Annotated in this window: 19 protein-coding genes; 5 read left to right on the top strand and 14 right to left on the bottom strand. The window is 47.7% G+C overall.

Annotated elements, in window-relative coordinates; translation table 11 throughout:
* Positions 1-6 precede the first annotated feature (6 nt).
* The gene (locus BLQ88_RS26645) at positions 7-639 is read right to left on the bottom strand and encodes a DedA family protein (protein WP_090156192.1); all 633 of its coding nucleotides are present in this window, start codon (positions 637-639) and stop codon (positions 7-9) included.
* Between the two features lie 67 nt (positions 640-706).
* Entirely contained in the window at positions 707-2602 is a 1896-nt protein-coding gene (locus BLQ88_RS26640) for an ABC-F family ATP-binding cassette domain-containing protein (protein WP_090156060.1), read from the bottom strand.
* 111 nt (positions 2603-2713) lie between these two features.
* On the opposite strand from BLQ88_RS26640, the gene BLQ88_RS26635 reads away from it, so the two are divergent.
* From BLQ88_RS26635 to BLQ88_RS36515, 3 genes are all read left to right on the top strand, one after another.
* Entirely contained in the window at positions 2714-3724 is a 1011-nt protein-coding gene (locus tag BLQ88_RS26635; protein WP_090156059.1) for a formylglycine-generating enzyme family protein, read from the top strand.
* Positions 3725-3748: 24 nt separating this feature from the next.
* A complete protein-coding gene (locus BLQ88_RS26630; RefSeq protein WP_090156058.1) occupies positions 3749-5092 on the top strand; it encodes a Gfo/Idh/MocA family protein in 1344 nt (447 codons plus the stop codon).
* 130 nt (positions 5093-5222) lie between these two features.
* Entirely contained in the window at positions 5223-5417 is a 195-nt protein-coding gene (locus BLQ88_RS36515; RefSeq protein WP_143016941.1) for a hypothetical protein, read from the top strand.
* On the opposite strand, the gene aroC is transcribed toward BLQ88_RS36515, so the two are convergent.
* A complete protein-coding gene (aroC, locus tag BLQ88_RS26625; protein ID WP_090156057.1) occupies positions 5418-6497 on the bottom strand; it encodes a chorismate synthase in 1080 nt (359 codons plus the stop codon).
* A gap of 4 nt (positions 6498-6501) precedes the next feature.
* Entirely contained in the window at positions 6502-7902 is a 1401-nt protein-coding gene (locus BLQ88_RS26620) for a BatD family protein (protein ID WP_090156056.1), read from the bottom strand.
* Between the two features lie 103 nt (positions 7903-8005).
* Here BLQ88_RS26620 and BLQ88_RS37260 point away from each other — a divergent pair, with 103 nt between their 5' ends.
* Positions 8006-8212: a hypothetical protein gene (locus tag BLQ88_RS37260; RefSeq protein WP_090156055.1), complete on the top strand. Its 207-nt coding sequence runs from the start codon at positions 8006-8008 to the stop codon at positions 8210-8212.
* A 94-nt stretch (positions 8213-8306) separates the two neighbouring features.
* Here BLQ88_RS37260 and BLQ88_RS26610 read toward each other — a convergent pair whose 3' ends face one another.
* From BLQ88_RS26610 to BLQ88_RS26580, 7 genes are all read right to left on the bottom strand, one after another.
* Positions 8307-10055, bottom strand: coding sequence for a tetratricopeptide repeat protein (locus BLQ88_RS26610; protein WP_229212875.1), 1749 nt, complete (start codon positions 10053-10055; stop codon positions 8307-8309).
* Between the two features lie 89 nt (positions 10056-10144).
* Positions 10145-11092 (bottom strand): substrate-binding domain-containing protein, encoded by a 948-nt coding sequence (locus BLQ88_RS26605; protein WP_090156053.1) that lies wholly within the window; start codon positions 11090-11092, stop codon positions 10145-10147.
* Positions 11089-11310, bottom strand: coding sequence for a hypothetical protein (locus BLQ88_RS26600; RefSeq protein ID WP_090156052.1), 222 nt, complete (start codon positions 11308-11310; stop codon positions 11089-11091). Before BLQ88_RS26600 ends, BLQ88_RS26605 begins: the two co-directional genes overlap by 4 nt.
* Positions 11311-11313: 3 nt before the next feature.
* A complete protein-coding gene (locus tag BLQ88_RS26595) occupies positions 11314-12138 on the bottom strand; it encodes an energy transducer TonB (RefSeq protein ID WP_090156051.1) in 825 nt (274 codons plus the stop codon).
* A 32-nt stretch (positions 12139-12170) separates the two neighbouring features.
* Positions 12171-12746 carry an ExbD/TolR family protein gene (locus tag BLQ88_RS26590; RefSeq protein ID WP_090156050.1) on the bottom strand — a complete coding sequence of 192 codons (576 nt, stop codon included), beginning with the start codon at positions 12744-12746 and terminating at the stop codon, positions 12171-12173.
* A 25-nt stretch (positions 12747-12771) separates the two neighbouring features.
* Complete coding sequence (locus BLQ88_RS26585; RefSeq protein ID WP_090156049.1) at positions 12772-13386, bottom strand: ExbD/TolR family protein; 615 nt, start codon at positions 13384-13386, stop codon at positions 12772-12774.
* Between the two features lie 61 nt (positions 13387-13447).
* Positions 13448-14287, bottom strand: a complete 840-nt coding sequence (locus tag BLQ88_RS26580; protein WP_090156048.1) for a MotA/TolQ/ExbB proton channel family protein — start codon at positions 14285-14287, stop codon at positions 13448-13450.
* Between the two features lie 626 nt (positions 14288-14913).
* On the opposite strand from BLQ88_RS26580, the gene gatC reads away from it, so the two are divergent.
* On the top strand, positions 14914-15201 hold the full coding sequence (gene gatC / locus BLQ88_RS26575) for an Asp-tRNA(Asn)/Glu-tRNA(Gln) amidotransferase subunit GatC (protein WP_090156047.1): 288 nt from the start codon (positions 14914-14916) through the stop codon (positions 15199-15201).
* Positions 15202-15225: 24 nt separating this feature from the next.
* On the opposite strand, the gene BLQ88_RS26570 is transcribed toward gatC, so the two are convergent.
* The 3 genes from BLQ88_RS26570 to ruvX are packed head-to-tail and all read right to left on the bottom strand — an operon-like array spanning position 15226 to position 17090.
* The gene (locus BLQ88_RS26570) at positions 15226-16017 is read right to left on the bottom strand and encodes an amidohydrolase (protein WP_090156046.1); all 792 of its coding nucleotides are present in this window, start codon (positions 16015-16017) and stop codon (positions 15226-15228) included.
* Positions 16018-16041: 24 nt separating this feature from the next.
* Entirely contained in the window at positions 16042-16629 is a 588-nt protein-coding gene (gene def / locus BLQ88_RS26565; RefSeq protein WP_090156045.1) for a peptide deformylase, read from the bottom strand.
* A gap of 47 nt (positions 16630-16676) precedes the next feature.
* Positions 16677-17090, bottom strand: coding sequence for a Holliday junction resolvase RuvX (gene ruvX / locus BLQ88_RS26560; RefSeq protein WP_090156044.1), 414 nt, complete (start codon positions 17088-17090; stop codon positions 16677-16679).
* Positions 17091-17196: the final 106 nt, after the last annotated feature.

The raw sequence follows: 17196 nt of genomic DNA, 5'->3' as shown, positions 1-17196 counted from the left end.
GAGATTCTATTCCGCCATTCCTTTCCGCGCGTTCAGATATCCCTTGATCACGGTGAAAGTCGTAATCGCCAGGAAGAAGATTATAATGTACTGCACGTAATCGACGATCCACGGGAATCTTTCACCGAAAAGATAGCCGCCGCCGGTTAATGTGAAGATCCATATCGCCCCGCCTACTACATTGTTGATCAGGAAGGAAGAAAACGACATTTTTACAATCCCCGCAAGTATAGGCGCGAATGTGCGCACGATAGGCAGAAAGCGGCTGATAATGAGCGTCCTGCTGCCGTATTTTTCAAAATAGTTATGCGTGGTCTCGATGTGTTTTTTCTTGAAAAAGAAAGAATCCGGCCTGTTTTTGAACATATCACCAAAATACTTCCCGAAAATGTAGCCGACCAGCGACCCCAATATCGCGGCCGTCAGCATGCTGATCAGCAAAATGAGAATGGGTACGTCGAGAATGCCGGTACCGCAGAAAACCCCCGCCAGGAACACGAGGTAATCGCCCGGCAGGAAGAATGCGAAAAACAGGCCGTTTTCCGCGAACACGATAAATGTAATTACCAAAAGCCCCCCGGTACGGATGATTTCCTCCGAATTGAGAATGTACTGGAAAAACTCGACAATTGAATCCATAATCAGTAATCTAAAAGTCGGGCCGCGGCTCATATTCCGCGGCTACCGGTTTGTTGACCTTTTAAAATTAAGCATTTTCCGATAGTTCCAGCCAGCGCATTTCCTTCTCGACCTGGCTCTCACTTATTTCCTCGATCTGTTTCGACCATTTGGCCAGCTCTTCATGCGAGCCGCCCTTGTTCAGGTTCTCCACCAATTGCGTTTTAGTCACTTCCATTTTGGCAATATCCGCTTCCAGCTGCTCCATTTCCTTTTGCTCCTTATAACTGAGCTTCCTCTTGGTGGCAGTGGGCGGTGCCGGCGCAGCTGCTACCGGTTCTTTTGGAGCGGCTACAACGGGCGCGGCAGGTTTCGGAGCATTGGCCGCTATTTTCTTCTCAGCCTCCTGCTCATCCTGGTAATCCCTCAGCTCGGTATAGTTACCCGGGAAATCGCTGATCTTACCCTCTCCGTCAAACACGAAAATATGCTGCACGAGGCGATCCAGGAAGTAGCGGTCGTGGGAAACGATCATTAAGCAGCCCGGAAAATTGAGCAGAAACTCTTCCAGCACATTCAAACTGTCGATATCCAGGTCGTTCGTAGGCTCATCGAGGATCAGGAAGTTCGGTTGTTTGATCAGAATCAACAGAAGCTGCAAACGGCGGCGTTCTCCTCCACTTAGTTTTGATATAAAATCATATTGTTTCGAAGGTGAAAACAGAAATGCCTGCAACAGCACGCCCACCGTCACGGTTTCACCGGTCCCAAGTTGAACCACTTCGGCCACATCTTTGACAATGTCGATCACCCGCTGGTTTTCATTAAATACCAGATCGGTCTGTTTGTAATAGCCAAACTGAACCGTTTCGCCGGTACTGATCTTGCCTTTATCGGGCTGCAACTCGCCGGTGATCATATTCAGCAGCGTCGATTTGCCCATTCCATTCTTCCCTACCACACCAATGCGGTCGCCGCGGCGGAATGTGTATTCGAAGTTTTTAATCAGTTCGCGCTCGCCGAAGCCCTTGCTGATATTTTCCAGCTCGATAATCTTGCTGCCGAGGCGCGACGTGCGCACATTGAGCTCCATTTGCACATCGAACTTCTTCTGGCTGGCTCTCTCTTTCAGGTCTTCGAATGCGTCCACACGGTATTTTGCTTTCGTACCGCGTGCTTTTGGCTGCTTTCTGATCCATTCCAGCTCCTTGCGCATAAGGTTACGCGCCTTATCGATGGTCGCGGCTTCGAGCTCTTCACGCTCGGCCTTCTTTTCGAGGAAGTACGAGTAGTTTCCTTTATAAGTATACGCCGAACCGTGGTCGAGTTCGAGCATCTGGTTGCAGACGGTGTCGAGGAAGTAACGGTCGTGGGTTACTACCAGCAATGTTGTGTTCGAAGTATTGAGGTATTCTTCGAGCCATTCGACGGTATCGAGGTCGAGGTGGTTGGTAGGCTCATCGAGAATGAGCAGGTCGGGGTCTTCGAGGAGCACTTTCGCCAATGCCACGCGTTTGCGCTGGCCACCTGAAAGCGTTCCGTAAGCATTGTCGGTATGGTGAATACCGAGGCGGCCGAGAACTTCTTTCGTTTTATACTCAAAATCCCAGGCATTGAACTTGTCCATATCCTCCATCACCTCCGAGAGCTCGTCGTGGTTGTCGGTTTCAATAGCGTGCTCATAGCGCTTCACTACCTGTGCTACCGGGTTATTGGAAGAAAATATCACATCCAGTACCGTAAGCGTTTCATCAAATGCAGGACTTTGGTCGAGATAGCCCACACGGATGTCTTTGCGGATACTTACCGAGCCTTCATCGGCGGGAATCTTGCCCGTCAGGATATTCAGAAATGTGGTTTTCCCCGTTCCGTTCGTCCCGATCAACGCTACTTTATCACCCTTGCTGATTCCAAAACTGATATTCTTAAAAAGCCACCGGTCACCGAATGACTTCGCGATATTTTCCGCCGAAAGATAATTCATGATTAAATCTAAAATTCTGTATATGCAAAGTTAGGACAGATATTAAACAACGAAGAAAAAATTCGCTTTCATAGGGTAAATAGGCTAATATTGCCACTTATATTCAGTTAGATGGTTCCATTGAACACATTCATTATCATGTCCAAACAACCCCTTTACCTAATCTTAACCGTTTTTCTTTGTTTTAATGCAGTAGCGCAGGACAGTAATTTTAAAAGCTATACCCAAAAAATCGGAGGCAGCCCTCAGGTGTACGACATGGTCGCGATACCGGGCGGTGAATACACGATGGGAAGCCCGGCAAGCGAAAAAGGTCGCAGAGCCGACGAAGGTCCCCAGCACAAGGTGAAAATCGAACCTTTCTGGATGGGCAAAACTGAAATGACCTGGGACATTTACGATTTGTACGCTTTCAAAAATATGGAAAAGGAAATGGGCGCCCGTCACCCGGATCCTGACAAGAGCGTTCAGAAAACCGACGCAAGTACCCGCCCCTCCCCTCCTTATGTAGACATGTCTTTCGGAATGGGCCGCGCGGGTTATCCTGCGATCAATATGACGCAATATGCGGCAATCTTTTTCTGCAAATGGTTGTATGAAAAAACCGGCATCTTCTACCGCCTTCCAACCGAAGCGGAATGGGAGTATGCCTGCCGCGCGGGTTCTAACACACCTTATTCTTTCGGTGACGAATCCAAAATCAACGACTATGCATGGTACCGCAAAAACAGCGATGCCGCTTACAAAAAAGTAGGAACAAAAAAGCCGAATGCGTGGGGATTGCACGATATGCACGGAAACGTAATGGAATGGACGCTCGACCAGTACATTCCTGACTATTACGCGAAACAGCCAAAAGGTGAAGCATTCGCTCCGGTGACCGAGCTGTATCCTACCTCCGTGCGCGGCGGTTCATGGGACGACGAGGCGGCCGATCTGCGCAGCGCAGCCCGCGTGGCTTCCAAGCCTGAATGGAAAATCCTCGACCCTCAATTGCCGAAATCGGAATGGTGGATGACCAGCGCGTCGTTTGTGGGTTTCCGCGTTGTAAGACCTGTAAAAGTACCTTCGCAAGAAGAGATTAACGCTTATTACAGCCCTAAGTTGATTGAAGACTACTGATCATATTTAAACTCTTAATTCGAAATGGAACAAAACAGACGTAATTTTTTGAAAGCATCGGGCCTGATCGCCGGCGGTGCTATCCTGAGCCCGCTAGCCGGCTATGGCTACAACAGCGCGGTTGGTGACACCATCAAAGTGGCCCTTATCGGTTGCGGCGGACGTGGAACCGGCGCGGCGGCACAGGCATTGAGCACTACGCAAAACGTGCAGATCGTGGCTATGGCTGATGCTTTCAAGGACCGTCTTGATGATGCCTACAAAAACCTGACAGCTAAAAAATACAAGGATGCTGCCGGAAAGCCTGTTGATATTAAACTGAAAGTGGATGTCCCCGACGACCGCAAGTTTGTTGGGTTCGACGCATTCAAGAAGGCCATCGCATTGAAAGATGTGGATGTAGTGATCCTGGCAACGCCTCCGGGCTTCCGTCCTTCGCATTTCGAAGAGGCTGTGAAAAATAACAAGCACATTTTCATGGAAAAACCCGTTGCAACCGACGCACCCGGTATCCGCAAAGTGCTTGAACTGGCAGAAGAAGCTAAAAAGAAAAAACTGAACGTAGTAGTAGGTTTGCAACGCCACTACCAGGCCAACTACCGCGAGGCGATCAAACGCATTCACGACGGCGCGCTGGGTGATATCGTAGGTGGCCAGGTGTATTGGGTAGGCAGCAGCCCCTGGATGAAAGAGCGCCAGCCCAACCAGACTGAAATGGAATACCAAATGAGAAACTGGTATTACTTCAACTGGCTTTGCGGCGACCACATTTCGGAGCAGCACGTACACAATATCGACGTCGCCAACTGGGTGAAAAACGGCTATCCTGTTTCGATCCAGGGCACAGGCGGACGTCAGGTTCGTACAGGTAAGGCTTATGGCGAGATTTACGACCACCATACCCTCGACCTGGTTTATGCGGATGGTACAGTAATTTCAAGCCAGTGCCGCCAGTTCGAAGGAACCTGGAACCGCGTTGACGAGGCATTCGTAGGTACAAAAGGCCGTATCGACAGCTTCGACGACAAGAAGACTATCCTGAAAGACTACAAAGGCGGCGTGATTTACCACCACGACAACTCCAATTACAGAAACCCATACCAGGTAGAGCACGACGAACTGTTCGCCGCCATTGCAAAAGGGGAATACAAATTTGCCGATGCAGAAAACGGTGCGAAAAGTACCATGACCTCCATTATGGGCCGTATGGCGACCTACTCAGGTAAGCAGATCAAATGGGAAGAAGCGTTGAACTCCGATATCAACCTGTTCCCTGACAAACTTGCATGGGATGCGTCTCCGAAAATTGTGCCGGGTCCTGACGGGCTTTATCCTGTGGCAATCCCGGGTAAAACTCAGGTGATATAATTCAAGACCAATAACGCAAAATGGCCCTCAACGGGCCATTTTGCGTTTTAATAGTATTTCTCGAAGCGAATGTATATATTCGGTTAGGGAATTCTTGACGATACTTATTGTTGAACGAAATATGTAGTCAGTGAAACTAAGCCTGAGAAACGCTCTACTTATCCTTCTTGCCGGTATGATCGTGCTGGCAACCGGTTCGTTTTTAAACGCATCCAAAACCCAGTTCAGTGACCCGGTCATTCTGAGCGGGCTTGCGATCGAATTCATAGGTACCATTTGGCTGGTACTTTACCTCAACCAGCGCCGCAGGCGGCACAAAGCCTGACTACAATTTCGCCGACCTGTTTCTCAGGTAAAAATCCGCCAGTACCAACGCCGTCATCGCTTCTACGATAGGCACTGCGCGCGGTACTACACATGGGTCGTGACGGCCTTTTCCTTGTACAATGGCCACATTCCCGAACTGATCTACGCTCTCCTGGTCCTGCATAATGGTAGCAACAGGTTTGAATGCCGTGCGGAAATAAATGTCCTCGCCATTTGAAATGCCGCCCTGAATTCCACCGGAATGGTTGGTACGTGTGTGAACATTACCAGTTTCATCGGTATAGAATGCATCGTTGTGTTGCGAGCCGGGTAGCAATACCCCGTCGAAGCCGCTGCCGTATTCAAAACCTTTCACTGCATTAATGCTCAGCATAGCTTTGCCGAGTTCCGCATGAAGCTTGTCGAACACAGGTTCTCCCCAACCGGCGGGCGTTCCTTTTACTACACAATTGACAACCCCGCCGATGGAATCGCCTTGTTTACGGATGCCGTCGATATAGTCGAACATTTGCTGGGCCATTGTCGGGTCCGGGCAGCGTACTGCATTGTTCTCAGTTTCCGAAAGGTCCAGCTCCTGGTAGCTCTTCTCCAATTTCATCGTACCCACTTGCGACACATAAGCCTGAATGCTTACGCCCAGTTCGGCCAGCATAAGCTTCGCGAGTGCGCCTGCGGCTACGCGTGCGGCCGTCTCGCGCGCAGAACTGCGCCCGCCTCCGCGATAGTCGCGCACGCCATATTTGACCTGATAAGTATAATCGGCGTGGGAAGGCCTGAATTGCGCCGCTATATGCGAGTAATCCTTGCTCCGCTGGTCCTCGTTCCGGATCACCATCGCGATGGGCGTACCGGTCGTTTTTCCCTCAAATACTCCTGAAAGTACTTCAAATTCGTCGGCCTCCTTGCGTTGCGTCGTAATTCTCGACTGTCCCGGCTTTCTGCGGGTCAGTTCGCTTTGTATGAAATCCGAGTCGAAATTCACGCCTGCCGGACAGCCTTCGATCACTACCCCGATCCCTACTCCGTGCGATTCGCCAAAAGTGGCTATTTTAAATATCTTGCCGTATGTACTGCCCATTAACTTACTTTCTAAATACCCAAATCATTGTTACCAACAACAACACGATTACGATGTTGGTTAAATCCTTCAAAATCTTTTTATAATCGATCGTCTCGCGCCCACTGTCGAGGTTTTCCAGGTTATCGTACAACCCCGACGAGCCCGAAAGCGACAAGTTAGTCAATTTGTAGTCTTCTCCCCTCACTTCCAGCGATGCCGCGGAGGTAAGTGTATCGTATTTTGCTTTTTCCACATTGAAATATATCCAGTGAAAATACCGGCTCAATGGGAATTCGCCATCTTTCCGCGGAACTACAAAATAGTTGAACGTCTTTTCGCCAACCACGCTCTGGTAACTTCGCTTGGTGATCTGGCTAACTTCGGGCGGATATATATCAAAGGAAGAACTTGCCTGGATCACGGGCGCGGGGATCGCTGTAATATTGCCCACTCCTTCCACCTTGAACATGTATCGGACGCTCTCTCCCGGATAAACCAGATCGCTCGATAACCTCTCCTTCAAACTATATTGACCAACTGCGACCTGGTCGCGAAGCGGATGATCGGGAAGTTGCTTTACCACTACCGTTAACGGCCTCGAATAAAACCCTTTTATAGACTTTTTATCCACATTCACCGCCCGTCCGCTTTCAGTCACCAGCATATCCAGCTTCACCGCGGGCAACTTTATATCTTCCGTAGTAATAGGGAAAAAACGGGCCTGATACATATTATACTCGGCGAATTTCCGGCCCCTGATAGTCACCTTCCGTTTGATGATCTCCTCCACACCCACATTCTCTTCCCAGCAATTTACAGGCCTTATCGCTTTCAAAATGCCCTGTAACTGTTCGTTGAAACGGTAAAACTCCATTTGCACCGGCGCATTTTCGGCGATGTACAGCGATATGCGTACTGCGAAGCCCTGCCTGATGTAAACCTGCTTCTTATCAGTCTGTACCGATAAAAAAACCGATTGGCTGTTATCATCTACTTCTTCCACATCCATGGTTTCCGTTGCCAGCGCACCACCCGACTCCTCTCCCGACCGGGCGAACACAACCATCGTCTCCTCCGAGCGCAGTTTGGTATTGTTAACTGTCAGCGTAAACTCGGGAATGAGGTAATTACCGGCCTTGTTCGCATAATATTCCTGCGTGATAGTCTGGATTACTACCTTCCGGCCGTCCACCGTGCTCACCGAGCTCGTGGCCGACTTGCTGCGCTTTTCCAAATCCTTGATTTCGGGGAAGATAACCGATGGCCTTGTCTCCACATCCCGTAAAACTACCGATACAAGGAACGGTTGATCCAGCGTGAGATTTTTCGATCCATACTCGATTGTAGCGGCATTTTCTGGGGATTGCGCCAGGGAAATACTAAAAAAACACAAAAAAATATTTAATAACGCATATAATTTCATTTCAGTTTTTCGTTATCTTTATTGGAATTGCTGAAAACGAAGCGTTTTAAGGGTTTCTCTTTGTTTTATTCGTTGTCCCTAAACCACAAAACTACATAATACTATGGCCTCGATGCTTGAATACATTAAAATTATTCTCCAAAAAGTCAGCTTCGACCGCAAATTATTTGAAAAAGAACTCAGAAAAGCGATACGCATGTTAATGCCCGCTGAGATCAAAAGGCTTAGGCAATGGTGTTACGACCATTATGCAACCGTTCACCTTCCGGTGTTGAACACGTGTTTTGAACGACTTTCCTCATTGAATTAGCAACAACAAATTACCATTTGATAATCGAGAGCTTAAGAAAAAAGAAAGCCGCCCGGATTCGGGCGGCTTTCTTGCTTTTAGCCTTTTTGGAGACTTATTTCTTCTTCGGAGCAGGCTTCGCTGCCGTACCAGCCGCAGCAGGTTGTGCTGCCGGCTGAGCAACCGCCAATCCTAATGCTTCTTTCGCAGCGGCATTATCCGGATCTACTTTAAGCAGCTTCTCCCAATATTCCTTCGCTTTCGCTTCGTCTTTCAATGTAGACTGCGCGTGGAATGCAAGGTACGGATACGCAAACTTCAAATACGGCTTGTACTTGTTTGGATCTGGATCTTTTTCAGCTAATTCTGCCAATTTCAGATAGTATGGCTGCGAGATGCCTTTGTCAACATTCTCTTGTCTGTCGTACGCATTGTAAAGCGTACTTGCACGCCAGTAGTAACCGTATGGCCAATCTGGCAATTTCTGCGTTACAGTTGCGAAAATCGAATCTGCTTTCAGGTACAGGTTACGCTTGTCAGTTGCAATTTTCACGCTGTCGGCGAAGTTAGGATCACCTGTTTTCGGAACAACGATAGCCTGAGCAGTCTGGAAGTTAGAAAGACCTTCATAGTAGTAATCATTGGCGCTTGCTTTGGCTGTATCCAGTGAATTACCCTGTTCGTAAGCAGCAGCAGCCTTAGGGAAATCTTTCGCAGCGTAATATAAGCCGGCAACTTCTTTGTAAGCAGCAGCAGCTTCAACTTTGCTGGTGTCCATAGCAGCACCTTTTTTGATATACTCCATACCCAGCGAGTCGTAGCCTTTGCCATCTGTTGATTTCGCGTTAAGCGCACGGCCAAGATATTTGTAATCGTCACCGATTACTTTTTCAGGAGATCCTTTGATAAACTCGTCCAGATTCTGGATTGCTTCGTCAGGCTTGTTGGTTTTAAAATAAGCCCAACCATACATACGCTTGATGATCGGGTTGTTGATCTTACCTTTTGCTTCTTCCAGGAATTGAAGTGATTTGTTGTAGTCGTCAGCAGTAAATGCAAACTGAGCACCACGAAGCTTCATTTCAGGGTCCGTGCTACCGCTTTTTTGCAGGTACAAATCGAAGTTTTCAGCAGCCTGCTTGAACTTCTGAGCCCAGAAATACAATTCAGCAAGGTCTCTGTAAGCGGGAGCGAAGTTCGCATCCGCATCAATCGCTTTTTTGTAGTTTTCCAAAGCGAGGTTATAGTTTTTACCACGCAGGTAAACAGAACCTATCGCATTGTGAGCAACCGCATAGTTTGGTTTCGCCGTCAGCGCGTATTCGTAAGCTGTTACAGCATTACCACCTTCGTTACGCAGCATCAACGCATCACCTTTCGCGATGTACGCGTCAGCCAGGTTCTTGTCGCGTGCGATCGCCAGGTCGAGCAAGCGGATCGCTTCGGCAGGGTCATTATTTTTTTCAAACAATGTATAAGCCTCACCTATTCTGAAAAGAACTTCTGCATCTTTCTTGTTTTTCTTTTCAGCTACATCGAACAATTCTTTCGCCTTTGCACGATCGCCTTTCGACAATGCAATGGTTCCAAGACCTACCTGGTTCAGGTAAGACTTTTCGTCCAGCGACAGACCTTTTTCGAATGCTTTCTGCGCCTCATCCAGTTGATTGGTTTTGATATAGTAATAACCAAGGTAATATTGGTTATCAGCAGAAGGGGTTCCTTCGGCAAGCTTTTTGAACGCAGCGCCTGCCTCATTATAACGTTCTCCATTAATTAATGCCAACCCGTCCTGTACCGTCTGTGCGTGTAAGTTAACAAACGCTAATAAACCAAATACCAATGCTACTAATTTCATTCTCATGTTTCTGTTCATTTTTTACCCGGTTAAAATAATGATAAAAAACTTGGTTTTTCAATAACAAGCCCCAAATCTACTAATTGTTTACTGTACTATAACTCTGTCTTAATTTCAAGTTCTCGCGGGTAAACTACGGTAGGCAGTAAACCCATTTTTTGAATAATCAACCCGCCGACATCCCGGGCAATGTAGGTCATTAACCCACCTCCAAGCCCCGAGTATCCTTCCCGGCTGATGATATATAGATCCCTGTGCAAAGGATAGCGTTTGAACTCCAATCCTTCCTGAAATGGCTGGATGTAGTCCGAAAGTGAATCAGGCTGGGCGTCTTTCGCAACTCCCATTACCCGGATACCCTTTGAAAGCTCTTCCGAAGCCAGCGAATGTCCGTCACTGATCCAGTTCACCCCGATAAACCCGAGATGGGTCGGGTTCTCCCTTACGTCCTTGATTACATTCTCGTTGGATCCTGCTGAAATAATCCTCAGCTTCTGGATATCCTTAATGCCAAACTTGTTGAGAACGAAGTTCAGGTTGCTTGCATTGGCATTATCGAAAACCAGTGTAATCAATCCCTCTTGTCCACCTTTGATCTGCGACCAGTCGGTAAGTTTACCTTCCATGACCGCTTTCAGCTCTGGAAGCGTGATAAGGCTATCCGTATTGCTCTTGCCGATTACCAGGGCAAGTCCGTCGGTTGCGATATGCTGAAACTTCTGACTGCCCTTTTGCTTCTTGATAATGTCCAGCTCTTTCTCGTTCAACTGGCGCGTCGCGAAAATAATCCTTGCGCTATCATTCAATAGCTGGCGGATCGCTTCCTGCTCCGGCTTATAGTCTACGTTAAAGTGCGTGTTGGGATAAATTCCCTCATAGGCACCCGTCAGCGAGTTGATCAGCGGTTTGAAAGATTCGTCGGCCGCAATCGTGATCGTTCCCTGCCGCGGATTGTCCAGGTCACCGCTGGACGAGGTACATCTGAGTAATCCTGCTATACCGAGCGTTGCCAGCAGCAGCAATCCTGCCAATCTCTTTTTCATGACTCGTCGTCCTGGTTTTTTCTCAACACTCTGTAACCCCGGTAGGCTCCGTATAAAATAAGCGTGCCAGCAAAAGCATACCGCCAGATGCTGCCGATCGGCAACAATCTAAATGAGAAGGAGGAGAGGATCAAAAAGACCCCTCCTCCTACGTATGCCAGAGCCATTACCGAAGAGGTCAGATCACCGAGCTTCTCGTGCAATGGTTTCTCCCTCATGCCTTACTCCAATTGGAAGTTGATTGGCAGGTTGTATTTAACACGAACTGCACGTCCTGACTGCTTTCCTGGCTTCCATTTAGGCATAGCTTTCACTACGCGGATCGCCTCTTCATCGCAACCAAAACCCAAACCTTTCAAAACAGCTACGTCCTGGATACTTCCGTCAGTGTTCACAACGAAGGACATGAAAACCCTTCCGGAAACGTTAGCACGGGATGCAGCACTTGGGTATTTGATGTTTTTTCCAAGGTACTTGTACATTTCTGCGGTACCTCCCGGGAATTCCGGTTGTTGCTCAACCACTGTAAATACCTTTTCAGGCTCAGGGGCTGCCTCTACTACTGTTCCTTTGCTAGGCGCCGCAACAGCTTCGGGTGCAACAATGATTTCATTCGCGTTAGGGTCACCCTCGATGGTTTTGTCCGCAACAACAGCTTCTTTAATTTCTTCCACTGTTGGTGGTGGTACCTCTTCGGGAACCTCTTCATCTTTCTTAACCTCAGGAGGCAAGAACTTCACCGTGTTCACCTTAGGTGCTTCCACTGGTGGTGGTGGCGGTGGTGGTGGTTCTGCCGGGTCAATTGGTGGCGGCGGGATTTTCATCAAATCCACTTCAACCATCGGTGCCTCTTCTTCCTTACCGGCCGTCAAGCTGTTGATGATCGACGGTGTAAACATGGCAAGGACAAAAAGCGCAGCTCCGAGTAAAGTAGCCTTCGTCACATCTCTGCGATATCCTTGACGAAGTGAAAATGCACCGTACGCCTTATTACGATCCGCAAACACTATATCATCCAGTGTTGCATTCGGGCTGATTTCTGCCATGGCGCTGTGATTAATTTTGTTTGAAACTAATTTTATGGTTTGATTTTGTCACCCAAAAGAGTCTTTTCCGAATCGGTCAAGGCATCTACGAGTGCATAACGCTTGGTCTTTGTGATCGCCATTTCGTCGAGTACGTCTACCATATTTTTATAGGTAGATACCGCCGTTGGCTTAATTACCACTACAAACGCTTCATTACCGTCTTTATCCTTTGGATTAGCTGCGTTGATACGCTTTTGAGACGCGAAAATCACACTTCTCAGATCGAACCCGTAACGGGTTGTTTTCATATCTGTCTTTGCTTTATCGTCATCTGCAGCGATACCATCCAGATAGTAAACGTCATCGTTCGCACCCATAAACAGGGTCAATACTTTCGACGCTTTCAAAGGTTCTGTCGGCTTTTCCTGATCTTCGGTTTTGTCAGGCACAGCGAGCGACATGGATGTCGGTTTCGACATTGTTGTCGCCAGCATGAAAAAGGTGATTAGCAAAAATCCTAGGTCTACCATGGGAGTCATGTCCACACGGGTGGACATTTTCTTGGCCCTTACCTTACCATCACCTTTACCGTGCCCACCACCACCGGATTCTTCAATTGCTGCCATTTCTTCTAATTATTAAATGATAACATTATTCGTTTGTGTAACCGGCCGGTGCTTGTTCGCTACCTGTGATCAGGTTGAACTTGTTGATGTTCTGCGACTGCAGGTTAGCAAGCACGTCTTTGAACGCAGGGAATTTCGACAGGTTGTCGCCTTTCAATGCGATACGTAGCTGGCTATCCGCTTTACGTGCAGCATAAACCCAGTCTGCCAATTCGCTTGCGCCTGTGGAGTCAACCGGGATCCCTGGTTGCTTCACCTGGCTCATCTGCTCTTTCGGCATGTTCAACCAGGGCTTCAACTGATTCAGGGGCAAACCGAAGCTTGACTGCAGTGCAAACTTAGTTCTCTCGGCATCAGTGAATGTAATGCCTTTGGCCTGACCAATGTTGTCCAGCATCGCAGCGCGAGTAGGCTGGGCGTCAACACCAAAGAACACTTTCCCTGCTTTGTCAATGCTAATGACCATGATCTTATCATCTGGCACTTTGATCTGCGAAATCGATGTAGGTGTTGTAATCTCTGCATCGTTCGACTTAAAAGTCGCCGTCATAATGAAGAACGTCAAGAGCAAGAAGGCAACATCCGTCATGGCCGTCATATCAGTATGCGGCGCATGTTTCTTAGGCCTTACCTTTCCCATACAAATATATAAGTTTTTTTTATATTAACGAAACTTCACTATAAAATAGTTCAGCGAACTATTAATAATGTGCAGCAAAGTTCGACTGAAGGCTCATGCCAATTTCGTCGATGCTGTAAGTAAGATCGTCAACACGGCTGTTCAGGTAAGCGTAAGAGATAGTCGCGATAGCCGAAGTACCGATACCCAATGCGGTATTGATAAGGGCCTCAGAGATACCAGTTGCAAGAGCAGCGGAGTCAGGAGAACCTGATGTACCCAAAGCCGCGAACGCCTTGATCATACCGATTACCGTTCCCAAAAGCGCCAAGAGGGTAGAAGCACCCGCGAGTGTAGCGATGATGGTCAGGTTTTTCTGAAGCATTGGAAGTTCAAGTGTAGTAGCTTCTTCGATCTCTTTCTGAAGAGCCGCCAGTTTTTGCTCTTTGTCAAGCGCAGTTTCAGTAGTCAACTGCTTGTATTTCAAAAGACCTGCTTTGATAACGTTACCAACAGATCCTTTTTGCTTATCGCATTCTTTGATCGCTTCTTCGATTTGGTTTTTGTCAAGCAGGCTTCTCACTTTGCGAACGAAAGAATCAATGCTGCCTGAGCCGCTAGCTTTGTTCAAAGTGATCAAACGCTCGATTGTAAAGGTCAATACAATAAGGAAACACGTCATCAAGATCGGTACGATAGGACCTCCCTTGTAAACGATTCCGTAGTAATCACCATCGATAGGCCCTTTTTCGTGATCACCGTCTTTAAAGTGTTCCGGAGCACCCAGAACGAAAATGTAAACACAAAGTGCAATCGCAAAAAGGAGAGGGATTACCAATGCCGGGTTCAAACCGCCTTTGCCTTTAGTTGCTGCCGCAGCAGGCTTTGGAGCTGGTGCCGGACTTGTAGCTTTCTTTTCCATCAGACTTACTTTTAAAGGTTAAATTGAGATTTTGGTTGTGAATTAAATAAAACTTTTGGTTTAAACTGGTTTTCGTAAAATAAAATTTTGAATGCTTTTCGGATAAACGACATCTACAAAAGTATGAGTTTTCCTTTTAAAAAAAAGCAAGCGTTTCGGCAGATTTTTTCTCAGATTTTTCTCCGAAACGATTCCGAATTGCATAATTTAAAGAATGCCCTCCCTTCTATTTTTAGTAAAATTTCTAGTTTTAATACTGACTTCTAAGGATATAACGGTTACCCTCAAACCTCTATATAATTGTACTCTTTGCGTTCATATGTAGCAACATGTTTTTTAGTGAGGAGATTTGCGTTTCAAAATATTTCAAGATTACCCTAGAAAAGCAAATATTATTTTTCTCCTACTATGTGTCTTAACAACAATTTTAAATTTCAGTGGTGCCGATTTTCAGCCGAACCCTGAAATTTGACTAAATCAATCCTGCCCGCGTCCCGATTTTTTCGGCCTTGCAACCGCTCGTCACTTAATTTCCCGAAGCTTACCACTAGCGGAATGACAAAAATCCGGTAATTTTGGCTTTCCGCAGATAGCATGTCTGTTAACTTAACAAATTCTTAAAATACATGAAGATCGATCAGGAGTCGCTCAAAAAGATCGCGCACCTCGCACGATTGGAGATCAGGCCCGGGGAAGAAGCGGCGCTCTTGCAGAGTATGGACTCGGTTCTTACCTGGATGGACCAGCTCAATGAAATCAATACGCAGGGAGTGGAGCCTTTGACGCACGTGCTCGATGAAGAAAATAACTGGCGCGAGGATAAAGGTGCCAATACGCTCACCCGCGAGGAAGCGCTCTTCAATGCACCTTCGAAAAATAGTACCTATATAATGGTACCCAAAGTGATTGAGTAAGTATAGGACACAATGTCCTATACATCAACAACGGATCTCGAAATCGTCGGCGTCCGACAATGCGGGGAAACTTTGCCGGTAAGCCATCAAATCCGCCTTTGAAATGTGGACGATCTTTTCGGCCTCCTGATTTCCGAGCAATACCACTGGCTCACCCAGATAATCCAGTGCCGCGGAATCTCCCTTGTATTCCAGCCCGTTTCCATCGCTCCCGACGCGGTTCACGCCTATCACATAGCATTGGTTTTCGATCGCCCTGGCTTGCAGGAGCGTGGTCCACGCATGCGCGCGGCGCGTGGGCCAGTTCGCTACATATAATAAGATGTCATAAGGATCGCTTTGCAGGTTACGGCTCCAAACCGGGAACCGGAGATCATAGCAAACCAGCGGGCAGATTTTCCAGCCCTTCCATTCGATCGTCAGCCGTGCATTGCCGGCGGTATGATGGTCGCGCTCCCCTCCCATTTTGAAAAGGTGCCGCTTATCGCTATGTGCGAGCACGCCGTCCGGACGTGCGCACAGGAGGCGGTTATAAAAATTCCCACCTTCATTTACTGTGAAACTTCCCACCACCAATGCATTGTGCTGTTTCGCGATCTGCTTCATCCAGCGCGTGGTGGTGAGGTTCATCGGTTCCGCGAGTGCGGTATTCATCGTAAAACCGGTATTGAACATTTCCGGAAGTACGATCATGTCCACCGGCTCCGGCAATGCGGCCAGCTTTTCTTCGAATGTGGCCAGGTTGGCCGTCACATTTTCCCAATGCAGATCAGCCTGGACCAATGTGACGGATAGTGTTTCCTTATTTTCCTGCATTACCGGATATATAATGATTAGAACCTATCGACGGCTTGGGAAACGCATACGATAATCCGCATCTACATTTCCTTTGGAGATATCGGTTAGTTTCTTCTTGATGAACTGCTTTTTCAGTGTAGGCAGGTAATCCACGAACAGCTTGCCCAGCAAATGGTCGTACTCGTGCTGGATAATGCGGGCGGCCATTCCGGAATAGGTTTCCTCGTGCTCGTTCCAGTCGAGATCGCGGTAGCGGATGCGCAGCGTTTCGGGACGGTACACATCGCCGCGGATGCCGGGAATGCTTAGGCAGCCTTCCTCGAATGCCCATTCCTCACCGGTTTCTTCCAGTATCTCGGGATTGATGAACGTCTTTTTAAAATCGACCAATGACAAATCCGGCTCGTCGTCTTCGTCTTCCTCATCTCTTTCAGCGAACGGCGTACCGTCTACTACGAAAATGCGGATATTCAGACCGATCTGCGGCGCCGCCAGGCCTACGCCATTCGCGCCGTGCATGGTTTCGAACATATCCTCCGAAAGTTTCTTCAAATCCACTTCATCTTTCTCGATAAAACGGGTTGGCTTTCTCAGGATCGGGTCACCGTATGCAACTATTGGATAAATCATGCTTATTAAACTTTTGCTTCCTATATAATATGTACTACTTACAAATTCTACCTTCTGCTTTCCATGAACGATTGGAGGATGATCGTGGCGCTAACCTTATCGATATTGCCCTTATCCCGCCTGTCGCTTTTCTTCGATCCCGCGACGATCATGGATTGTAATGCCATGGATGAGGTAAACCGCTCGTCGTGCAAATGCACAGGGATTTCGGGAAATGCTTTTTGTAATGTCTTTACAAATGCTGAAACCCGGGCCGCATTCTCGCTGTCGGTATTATCGAGCTTTTTGGGCATTCCTACCACAAATGCTTCCACTTGCTCACCCGATGTGTATTTTTTGAGAAAATCGGTGAGCTGATGCGTGGGTACTGTATCGAGCGCAGTTGCGATGATTTTCAACGGGTCGGTAACAGCTAATCCGCTGCGTTTGGCACCGTAGTCGATCGCCAGGAGACGTGGCATGGGCTTAAAATATGTTAATAGTTTGCAAAGATAAGAGCTTTCGGCTAGCTTTTCCCGATGGATCACCCGATTGCACATTTTGGCAGCATGCATTCCGGATTCCGAT

This window comes from Dyadobacter soli (assembly GCF_900101885.1).
GTDB classification, from domain to species: domain Bacteria; phylum Bacteroidota; class Bacteroidia; order Cytophagales; family Spirosomataceae; genus Dyadobacter; species Dyadobacter soli.
Note: the sequence above shows the minus strand (reverse complement) of the source record. Positions and strands in the feature narration are given on the sequence as shown.

Coding starts and splice junctions, on each gene's coding strand:
- BLQ88_RS26645 (WP_090156192.1), bottom strand. CDS start 639: ATGGATTCAATTGTCGAGTTTTTCCAGTACATTCTCAATTCGGAGGAA.
- gatC (WP_090156047.1), top strand. CDS start 14,914: ATGAAGATCGATCAGGAGTCGCTCAAAAAGATCGCGCACCTCGCACGA.
- BLQ88_RS26635 (WP_090156059.1), top strand. CDS start 2,714: ATGGTTCCATTGAACACATTCATTATCATGTCCAAACAACCCCTTTAC.
- BLQ88_RS26585 (WP_090156049.1), bottom strand. CDS start 13,386: ATGGGAAAGGTAAGGCCTAAGAAACATGCGCCGCATACTGATATGACG.
- BLQ88_RS26590 (WP_090156050.1), bottom strand. CDS start 12,746: ATGGCAGCAATTGAAGAATCCGGTGGTGGTGGGCACGGTAAAGGTGAT.
- BLQ88_RS26610 (WP_229212875.1), bottom strand. CDS start 10,055: ATGAGAATGAAATTAGTAGCATTGGTATTTGGTTTATTAGCGTTTGTT.
- ruvX (WP_090156044.1), bottom strand. CDS start 17,090: ATGCCACGTCTCCTGGCGATCGACTACGGTGCCAAACGCAGCGGATTA.
- BLQ88_RS26630 (WP_090156058.1), top strand. CDS start 3,749: ATGGAACAAAACAGACGTAATTTTTTGAAAGCATCGGGCCTGATCGCC.
- def (WP_090156045.1), bottom strand. CDS start 16,629: ATGATTTATCCAATAGTTGCATACGGTGACCCGATCCTGAGAAAGCCA.
- BLQ88_RS26640 (WP_090156060.1), bottom strand. CDS start 2,602: ATGAATTATCTTTCGGCGGAAAATATCGCGAAGTCATTCGGTGACCGG.
- BLQ88_RS37260 (WP_090156055.1), top strand. CDS start 8,006: ATGGCCTCGATGCTTGAATACATTAAAATTATTCTCCAAAAAGTCAGC.
- BLQ88_RS26600 (WP_090156052.1), bottom strand. CDS start 11,310: ATGAGGGAGAAACCATTGCACGAGAAGCTCGGTGATCTGACCTCTTCG.
- BLQ88_RS26620 (WP_090156056.1), bottom strand. CDS start 7,902: ATGAAATTATATGCGTTATTAAATATTTTTTTGTGTTTTTTTAGTATT.
- BLQ88_RS26580 (WP_090156048.1), bottom strand. CDS start 14,287: ATGGAAAAGAAAGCTACAAGTCCGGCACCAGCTCCAAAGCCTGCTGCG.
- BLQ88_RS26595 (WP_090156051.1), bottom strand. CDS start 12,138: ATGGCAGAAATCAGCCCGAATGCAACACTGGATGATATAGTGTTTGCG.
- BLQ88_RS26570 (WP_090156046.1), bottom strand. CDS start 16,017: ATGCAGGAAAATAAGGAAACACTATCCGTCACATTGGTCCAGGCTGAT.
- BLQ88_RS26605 (WP_090156053.1), bottom strand. CDS start 11,092: ATGAAAAAGAGATTGGCAGGATTGCTGCTGCTGGCAACGCTCGGTATA.
- aroC (WP_090156057.1), bottom strand. CDS start 6,497: ATGGGCAGTACATACGGCAAGATATTTAAAATAGCCACTTTTGGCGAA.